This window comes from Shewanella sp. MBTL60-007 (assembly GCF_019654915.1).
Taxonomy (GTDB): domain Bacteria; phylum Pseudomonadota; class Gammaproteobacteria; order Enterobacterales; family Shewanellaceae; genus Shewanella.
The window spans coordinates 41,432-50,223 of the sequence record NZ_BPET01000044.1; the positions used below are offsets into that span (position 1 = coordinate 41,432).

The following is an 8,792-nucleotide window of genomic DNA, read 5'->3' on the forward strand; positions in this document are numbered from 1 at the left end:
CAAATTAAGAACTCAGTAGTGAAATTATTGTGCTTTTCTAACTCAGTGTAGATAGGGCTTAGGCCTTTGATGGCATGGATGCCATCGTAGAGCTTACAGGGACGTACTTGTAACGATATCCATATCTAAGGGCCAGTTCAGCATCCATGCTTCTCGTTCGTAGCTCAAAGCTTCGCTTTACTCACCGTGCCTAAGAAGTGTCTGCACATACGCCTGCTGCAGGCAATTAGCTGCGTACGATAGTGAAAGTAAGTAATGAGGTAATTTAGGCATACCGTTAGAACAGTTAAGCTGTTGTGTTGACCTCTAAGTTAGGCTTCGTCTAATAACTAACGTCGTGACGCTTAGCTCTTTTTTTGTTGATATTGATGTGAGCCTGATATTCAATTTTGGGAATTGGCTCAATATCTGATTTTCAGAATTAATATGATTTTGCATGCAATGGGTGCTTCCGCTGATATTTATAATGTCACTGTAGGGAAGATAAAACTATCCACCCAAATTGGACATAAATAATGAAAAGAATAATTCTATTAGCATGTTTGTTTAGTTGTACTTCTGTAACGGCTCATAGTGGCAGAACAGATAGCTCAGGTGGGCATAATTGTAGTTCTACAAGCCAGCAGAAGGGGTTATGTAGTGGTTACCATTATCATAAATCTATTGATTACAGTGAGCCAATGGCAAGTAAGCATGAACATAAAGAAGAGCAGACTGTTAAACCTACAAAATTAGAAAAAGTAGGTTAGATATTTAAGTCTTTAGTATAGAACCTGCCAAGCAGGTTTTATACTTCATATTGTGCGGATAAGTGCTATGAGTTAGTTCGGCTAAAATAAGCGCTGCTTTTCTTTTATAAAACCAAAATTCTGTTTATAAGAAGTGAAAATGCTTAAAGGGGAGTTTAATGAGGCAAACCCTACTCTATTCAGTTTTAATAACCGCAAGTACGGCACTTATGATCACCTGCATTGTAATGTACCCAAAGTACCGTGAACTGTACGAGATCGAAAAATTTTGTAATTCGCTCCATTTAGAGAAAGAGTCAAAATCAAATGATTCATTCTGGGATAGAGCTTTGAAAGGTAAATCGGCAGAAAATAAAATGCTGCAGTATCAACGCTGTATTTTAAAGCTAAAAAAGGTTATCTAGTAATAATCCCGCTAAGGCTAGATTATTCCTCGTTATCAAAGCCCTAACGCTTAACTGCCTCAATCACCTGTTTCCGGATAACCTTAATCCCGGCGCTGCTGACGTCTGGCCAAGGGTAATAACGCCTTGGCCTTTTAAAGCGGGCGATCTTGTCGGCGAGAAACTCGGTGAGTTCAGTTTCCAAAGGCTGATTAGCTGAACTATTACTCAGCTTAAGAATGGCTGCTGGTAAGTTGCCAAACTTGGCGTCAACTACAGGGAAGACGATGGCATCACTGATTAGCGGGTGAAGCTTGAGTGCATTTTCGATCTCCTCTGGTTGGATGTTTTCGCCACCGCTAATGAACATGTTGTCGGCTCGACCGTCGATGCAGAGGTTGCCGTTATCATCAAAGTGGCCTAAGTCTTTGGTGTAGAACCAGCCGTCTTTATCCAGTGGCAGGTTAAAACCATCCTTGGTTAAATAGCCGAGAAACAGACATTCGCCTTTTACCCAGATCTCGCCATCAAGAACCTTAAGTTCGCGTCCCGATAACAGCGTGCCGCTGGAACCATCGGTGCGGGCGCTGCCTGTGGTGATCTGCGATCCCATCTCTGTCATGCCGTAGCTGGTGTAGGCCCTAATGTTACGCTTGGCTAATTCTGCTAATAGGTCGGCTGAGATCGCGCCGCCGCCCAGTAACATGGCTTTGACGTGGCTTAAGCCGTTGCTTTGCGTATCACTCTCGCCATCTACATTGAGCAGTTGCTGCAGTTGGGCGCTCACTAGAGACAGGTGGCTGACTTTATCTCGGGTTAACTGTTCGGCTAAAGAGAGCTGCTTGTCTTCAAATACCACACAGGCGCCGGCGAGGGCGCAGCGGTTTAAGATGGCGAGTCCGCCAATATGGAACAGGGGCAGCGATAGTAACCAGCTGTCTTCTGCAGCTAAGGTGATCAGCTTACTCGAACCAGTGGCGCTGGCGATATGGTTCGCTAAGCTATGGGCGGCGGCTTTAGGTGTGCCGCTGCTGCCGGAGGTGAGAATTGCGTTAACAGCTTTATGAGGTTCAAGGGCTGGCACTGATTGCTTGCTTTGGCGGGTAAAATCTAGAGTGACTGACTCAAACTGCTTTTGATGATTTAAGGCTTGGGTCAGTGTCGAATTCACCTCGTTGTCAGCTCTGAGCCAATAGCTGTGGTAGCTATGAGTCTGCATTAATTCGATGATCTGCTGGGGCGCAAAGCGTGGTGAGATAGGACAAAACAAGATGCCGCTATCGACACAAGCCCAGTAGAGTGTAGCAAGTTGTGGGCAGTTATGACTAATGCAGGCGAGACGATCACCTCTTTGTAGGCCTTGCGCTGATAACTGCTGAGCGACAGCCATAACTTGCTGGCTTAGTTGCTGATAAATAACCGTTTTACCCTCATACTTGTAGGCAGGGTTATCACCTTGGTGTTTGGCGATATGATGGATGGGTGAGACTGTATCAGCTTGCATTCAATTATCCGTTCAATTATCGGTTATTTGGCTTGTTGTCTTCTTTGAGGTCTTTTATTTTTGTCTTCAGAGTTCACTTGTTTATTTCAGCGTCAGTAATAGCGTCAAGTCTTCCAGCTTGAGGCTGCGCTCTTTGCCTGAACTTACTAGTAGATCTAGGCTAAAGGCGCCGAGGGTATCTATGCCTGGGATCTCATCGGGCGTTAAGAGCTGTGCCAGTCGGCTGATGGCCTCAATACCTAGGCTTGCTTCCAAACTTGAGCTCAAAATGGCACGGACGCCATGTTCTCCTGCTGTCTCAATCAGGCCTTGTAGCTTTTCTAGGCTACCCAGTAGAGTCGGCTTGATAATCAGTGCGGTAAGTCCTGGCTGCATTTCAAATTGATAATCTGGCTGGTTGAGTGACTCATCCAGCGCCCAAGGCATCTCAATCGCTTGATAGAAGGTGCCGTTGTCTTGTGGATTTTGGCAAGGCTCCTCAATGTACTCGATACTTTCGAGTGGTAGGCAGGCAGTAAACTCAATGGCTTGCTCTAGGCTAAAGCCACGGTTAGCGTCTAGGCGCAGCTTGAGCTTAGGGCGGATCGCTAAGATTTGGTGGATAAGCTGCAACTCATCTTCTAATGACTCTTGAGCCACTTTCACTTTGACTGAAAGGCTTGTCTCTGGCAGCGCGCTGACCCTTTCTGCTACAAGGCTCATAGGCTCGTGCGCTTGGCGATAAATAAGCGGCACGGTGCGCGCGGTTAAGCTGTGTCCGTCAAGTTTGCCTATTAGCTTGGCATGCATAAGACTCAGGCCGTAAGCTAGTGAAGGGAGTTGGCTCCGTTCGGCAAGCTCTAATAAACGCTCAATAGGTTGTTGCTGTAACTCTGGCAATATTGCGAGTAACTGCTGGCTTACTTCATCAAGCGTCTCTTGGCTGAAACCTATAATTGATGCCCCTTGGTTATCGGCGCCACAAAGCGGCGAGATCTCTACCCACTCTTGTCGTGATCCGGCCTGTGCAACCAACACGAGTCCGCATCGCTGCTCGATACGCTGTATGCCTACGGGCAGTGGCTTATCTAAGTCGATGGCAAACTGATACAGGCTTAACTGCGTTAAGGTTAATGGCGTTGCTTGCTGTAGAGTCGCGGTCATGTAGGGCTCACTGTCTGCTTAGAAGTTAGGAATTAGAATAAGTAGCGGTAAAAATGGTTCTGAGTTGCTTAGAGAAAGCGCGAGGAGCCGCAAGGTGCACGTTATGACCACTGGCCTCGATGCTGTGTAGAGATAGCGGCTGTTGTTCTTGCCAACGCTTGGCTAGCGCCATAAATTTATGGTCTTGGTAACCGGCAATAAAGTGACAGCTAACCGATAGCAGACTTGGGGTGTCCCAGAGATCCTCTTGCTCGGCCAAGGAGGTTGCTTGGTAGCAGTTGAGTAGCTGCAAAGCGCTGTTTCTCGCGCGCTTGTCGATAAGTTTGGCCTGCTCTGCTTCGGTTAAGTCGCTAAATACGGCCTGTCGATACCAAAGGGCTAGAAACTCCCTGATAGGCAGAGTCTGTAACTTCTGCGTCCATGCCATGTCGTTTGCTTTACGCTCGGCTCTAGCAGTCTGCTCTTGAAGTCCCGGGTGACAAGACTCTAAGCAGAGGCTTTGCAGTGCCTGTGGGTGAAGACGCGCCAAATGCAGCGCGATGCGACCACCGAGTGAGTAACCTACGAGATGATACTGGCTGACATTAAGCTGTTTTAGCGTGGTGTGAATAAGCTCGGCACATTGGTTAAATCCTGGTGTCGGTAGCATGGCACTCTTGCTAGCGCCATGGCCGGGAAGATCGAGGCTGACGCAGAAGAAATCATCGCCTAGTTGCTCGACGATCTCATTCCAATCCTCTTTGCTACCTAAAAATCCATGCAGAAGGACTACACATGGCGCGCCGATTTTTCCGGCTGTGTGGTAGCTTAACATCAGCTCTGCTTTATCCAGCTTGCTATCTGAGCTATCTGATCACTAGCTTGATTTTGCGAGACGCTTACCTCAATCACTGAGGGGCCTGAGTAGGTCATGGCATACTCATAGGACTCGATAAAATCGGTCAATGAATCCACCTGATTGTAGGCTAGGCCAAACATGGCGGCACCGAAGCCAAACTCTAGGCCATGGGACAAGCGGTAGTAATCGGTTCTGAGCTGCTCATTAGGCACAGGCAGCAAGTTAAAGATATTGCCGCCATCATTGTTGAGAATGACGATCACTAGCGGGCTGGTAACACTGCGGGCAATGGCGAGTGAGTTTAGATCATGTAGCGCTGAGATATCGCCAATAATCAGGGTTGTTGGCTTTGCTTCTGCAATCGCTACGCCGCAGGCCGTTGCCAACAAGCCATCGATGCCCGATGCCCCGCGGTTAGTAAATACATGGGCGCTGGAGGTCGTGATAGGCGCAAACATATCATAAAGGCGCACAGGCAGGCTGTTGCCGATAAATAGCTGCTGTTTCTCGGTTTGTCTCTTAGCGATAGCGCGAATGGTCTGCGCCTCGCCAAACTCAGCATGATCTATCTGCTGCTGGTAAAGGGTCTCTAGTTCATCATTGAACTGCACAAGATTGAGCGCCCAATTTGCTTGAGAAGACCGCGGCCAGCTCAGTGAGGCAAACTGTTCCGCTGTCGCAATCCACAGCTGTTTAGGCTTGTGGCTCGGATCCAGCCTTTGCTGCTGTGGCAGTACCTGCCAGTAATCTTTCCAATTCTGCTCTGCGAGATAACTGATAAGGCGCTTAGAGAGAATACGACCGCCAAAGACAATGACTCGCTCGGCTTGGGCTAGCAGCGCCTTCGATTTTGGCTGATGCAGTAGCTGATCTATGTTGCCGATGGCACCAGTGTGTTGCCTAAGCTGCGACTGCGCATCGGTGACAATTGGCCAGCCAAGCTTCTGGGCCAGGCCGATAAGCTGCTCTGGATTTTGCTCCGGCGCGAGGGTGGCTGCTACGATAACGCCTTTGCCATGAACGAATCGAGCAAGAGCATCTGAGGTCGGCATCTGACTCGCGCCTAGCGCGGCAAATTGGTTATAGGGCGTTGTTTGCTGTTGCCAGTGTTTAATCGGTGCCAGGTAGTGATCAAAATCAACCTTAGGCTCATTGGGATACAGAGGCTCGCGGTACATACAGTTGATATGAACGGGTTGCGACTGGTTACACACTGCTTCATCTAACAGGCTGAGTAGCGCCTGAGGGGCGATGCTCAAGTCTGGCGTCGGCAAGTTAAGCTGCTTGGCATACTGAGCAAAGATAGCCGGTTGAATGATGGCCTGATTGGCGCCGCAGTCGATGAGTTCTGGTGGTCGATCGCCTGATAGCACGATTAACGGCACATGGGTAAGCCAAGCCTCAATGATTGCAGGATAAAGGTTGGCAACTGCGGTACCTGAAGTGGTAATGATCGCAACTGGCGCTCGGCTGGCTTTGGCTAAACCTAATGCCATAAAACCGAGTCCACGCTCATCAAAGTGCAGATGCTGGCTCAGCTTGGTTTGCCTTGCTGCGGCAAGTGTTAACGGGGTCGAACGAGAGCCTGGCGCCATACAGACATGTTTAACGCCTAAACGGGCTAACTCTTCTAAGATTAAAGTTCCCCAAAGCAGGTTTAATTCAGCAGTGTGTTCAGTTTGCATAGATGAGTACCATATCATTGATAGCCTTAGTTTAACTCGCTTTGGGTCAAAGGAGTATGATCCCTCTTGGGTTTTCTGTGGCGAGACCTTTATAGAGAGATGCGGGGTTTTAATCGCATATACCTATTAATAGGTATAGATGTGATAGGAGTAACAAAAATGTTTATTTTTCAGTGTTATAGTGCTGAATTATAATGATTTTTTAAGCTATGTTGTAGGCATATAGACGAATGCGTAAGGAACTTGCTAAGTTAGATTACTTCACACTTAAGGTGTTTGTTGGGTTGGTTGAGTTTAGAAATGGCTCTGTGGTTGCCCAAAAGCTCAATACTACTCAGCCTAAGGTGAGCCGTGCCCTCAGCAATATGCGTGAAGTGATCCACGATGAATTGTTTGTAAGACGTCAATATGGCGTTGAGCCAAATGTCATGGCTGACAGGCTATATCCTATTGCTAAATCGATTGTACAGGGTTATGAGGAGCTGGTTGAAATCACTAGCACCTCATCGGATAGCAATCGGTTAGTTATCGCTGCACAGGAGCATCTATCTGGCTTCTTAGTCGAATCGATCTCCGAAGTTTGTCAAAGTCTAGGTCGGGAAATGTCGGTGAGTATTCAGCCCTGGAGTGATAATGTCCAAGAGCTGCTGGCGCAAGGAAAGATTGACTACGCGATTACCGTGAACTCAAAGCTATCGGAGTCGGTGAAGAACATAAAGCTTGGCGACGTACGGTACTTCTTCTTGGCAGCAAAGAAAAACCACCCATTTTTCCAGCAAGAACTGACGCTTAGTAATTTGCTGAATAATAAAATGGTATGTATCAATTACTCAAAAGTAGGATTGGTCGAACATTGGTTTGAAGGCTATGCCAAAAAGCAAAACTTAGACATTAAGGTTAGCTTTAAAACGACGAGCCTAGCGATGGCACTTAATCATCTTGCTAAGACGGATGATATTTGTTGGACTGCCTCGGTTTTTTCTTATCTTTACTTCAATACTCGCAGCGATATTGATTATATCGATGTGACCGATTTTTATAATCAGGTGCTCTTTCCCAACCGCGATCGTGAAAATTACAGGTACTACTTACAGTATCATCAATCTCATGAGAGCGAATTCTCCAAGGCGTTATCTAAACTATTGCAGCAAAAGCTCGCTCTCGCGCAAGAATTATATGAACAGCAAAAGCGAAGTTAGAAATTCCCACCAATAAAAAAGAGTGCAATGCACTCTTTTTTATTAGCACCTTAGCTTACATCTTTACTATTAGTGTAAAAATAACTCTACTAACCCCCTGACCTCAGAGGCGAGCCAGTGAAGGTTTGGCTCTTCATTATTATCACTGTAGACAAGATAAAGGTTTGGTTCTTTAACGTGCATGTATAGTCGCTCAGACTCCACATCGGATAAGCGGCAGGCATGTAGGTCGGGAGTATTATTAATCATTGTGAATATTGAGCTGTACGGCAGTAGGGCGATACCTTGGCTAGAGCGTAAATATTCAAATAACCCAGTTAATCCTGTTAAGTTCATCTCTGTAGTTAGCTTAATGTGCTGTGATAAGCAAAACTCCTGATAAGGACTCAGCTCTTGCTCTGAATGACCCATATTACTGTTAATAAATGGGTATTGAGCAATGGATTCTAAGGTGATCTCTTCTTTTAAGATAGGGTGCTCATGATTACACACTAAGAAGAGCTTGTTGAGTTTCTTTAACGGGATCGCATTGAGTGAGTTATCGTGCTCTTTAATGTTGTCTAGCATTTTACTACAGCAAAGACCGAGATCGGCTTCGCCACTGATGATGTCGTTGATAGAGTGCTTAGTCCACGATGAAATATTGAAGCTTATATCTTTCCCTGCATTTTTGATGGCATTAAGTAGCACTTTAGGAAAAGGGTATGAGATCAAGTCGGGGGCAAGGATTTCAAAATGATATTGCGGGTTTAATCCATGAACCCCATTTAGTTTCTGTAGGTTTTTAGAGCACTCAAGGATCTCTTTTGCTATAGGGTAGATTTTACCTGCAAACTCATTGGGCACTAGGCCATGCTTCTTACGAATGAATAATTCATTTCCAAAAATCTCTCTAGCGTGTTTCAAGCAGCGGCTAATTTTAGGGGCTGGCACGTTTAACTTATGAGATACAAATGTTGCCGATCTATTCTCATATAGATTGACGAAAATGTTTATGCTTAATAAATCCAGGTCGCTAAAGCTAATATCTCTCATATTAAGTGCCTGTTAATAGTCAAGTGTTGAATTTGATAATAACCAATTTAAATTTTTAATACTAATTTTATTTTACTAGTTTTTTAAATTAATGTTTTCGCCAGTTATTGAGTTATTCACATATCGATTTTGAAAAATTCATATTGGATATATCTTAGTTAAAACAAGGGGAAGGCCTGTGTTCTGCCTTTTGTAGGGGTATATTAAATCCGACTTTAAAGTTAAATGATTACTCTTGGTTGACTGAAGCTTGATG

The 8,792-nt window shown here is 45.7% G+C and carries 7 protein-coding genes; 2 read left to right on the forward strand and 5 right to left on the reverse strand.

Going from position 1 to position 8,792, the window contains the following annotated elements; translation table 11 throughout:
* Positions 1-515 precede the first annotated feature (515 nt).
* Complete coding sequence (locus tag K5Q92_RS16475; RefSeq protein WP_220770020.1) at positions 516-749, forward strand: YHYH domain-containing protein; 234 nt, start codon at positions 516-518, stop codon at positions 747-749.
* Between the two features lie 447 nt (positions 750-1,196).
* Here the strand turns inward: K5Q92_RS16475 and menE are convergent, their stop codons facing one another.
* From menE to menD, 4 genes are all read right to left on the reverse strand, one after another.
* Entirely contained in the window at positions 1,197-2,636 is a 1,440-nt protein-coding gene (menE, locus tag K5Q92_RS16480) for an o-succinylbenzoate--CoA ligase (protein WP_220770021.1), read from the reverse strand.
* An 81-nt stretch (positions 2,637-2,717) separates the two neighbouring features.
* A complete protein-coding gene (gene menC / locus K5Q92_RS16485) occupies positions 2,718-3,779 on the reverse strand; it encodes an o-succinylbenzoate synthase (protein ID WP_220770022.1) in 1,062 nt (353 codons plus the stop codon).
* A gap of 25 nt (positions 3,780-3,804) precedes the next feature.
* The gene (gene menH / locus K5Q92_RS16490; protein WP_220770023.1) at positions 3,805-4,593 is read right to left on the reverse strand and encodes a 2-succinyl-6-hydroxy-2,4-cyclohexadiene-1-carboxylate synthase; all 789 of its coding nucleotides are present in this window, start codon (positions 4,591-4,593) and stop codon (positions 3,805-3,807) included.
* Complete coding sequence (gene menD / locus K5Q92_RS16495; RefSeq protein WP_220770024.1) at positions 4,593-6,302, reverse strand: 2-succinyl-5-enolpyruvyl-6-hydroxy-3-cyclohexene-1-carboxylic-acid synthase; 1,710 nt, start codon at positions 6,300-6,302, stop codon at positions 4,593-4,595. Before menD ends, menH begins: the two co-directional genes overlap by 1 nt.
* 230 nt (positions 6,303-6,532) lie before the next feature.
* On the opposite strand from menD, the gene K5Q92_RS16500 reads away from it, so the two are divergent.
* Complete coding sequence (locus K5Q92_RS16500) at positions 6,533-7,501, forward strand: LysR family transcriptional regulator (RefSeq protein WP_220770025.1); 969 nt, start codon at positions 6,533-6,535, stop codon at positions 7,499-7,501.
* Between the two features lie 69 nt (positions 7,502-7,570).
* On the opposite strand, the gene K5Q92_RS16505 is transcribed toward K5Q92_RS16500, so the two are convergent.
* Positions 7,571-8,536, reverse strand: coding sequence for a LysR family transcriptional regulator (locus K5Q92_RS16505; protein ID WP_220770026.1), 966 nt, complete (start codon positions 8,534-8,536; stop codon positions 7,571-7,573).
* Positions 8,537-8,792 lie beyond the last annotated feature (256 nt).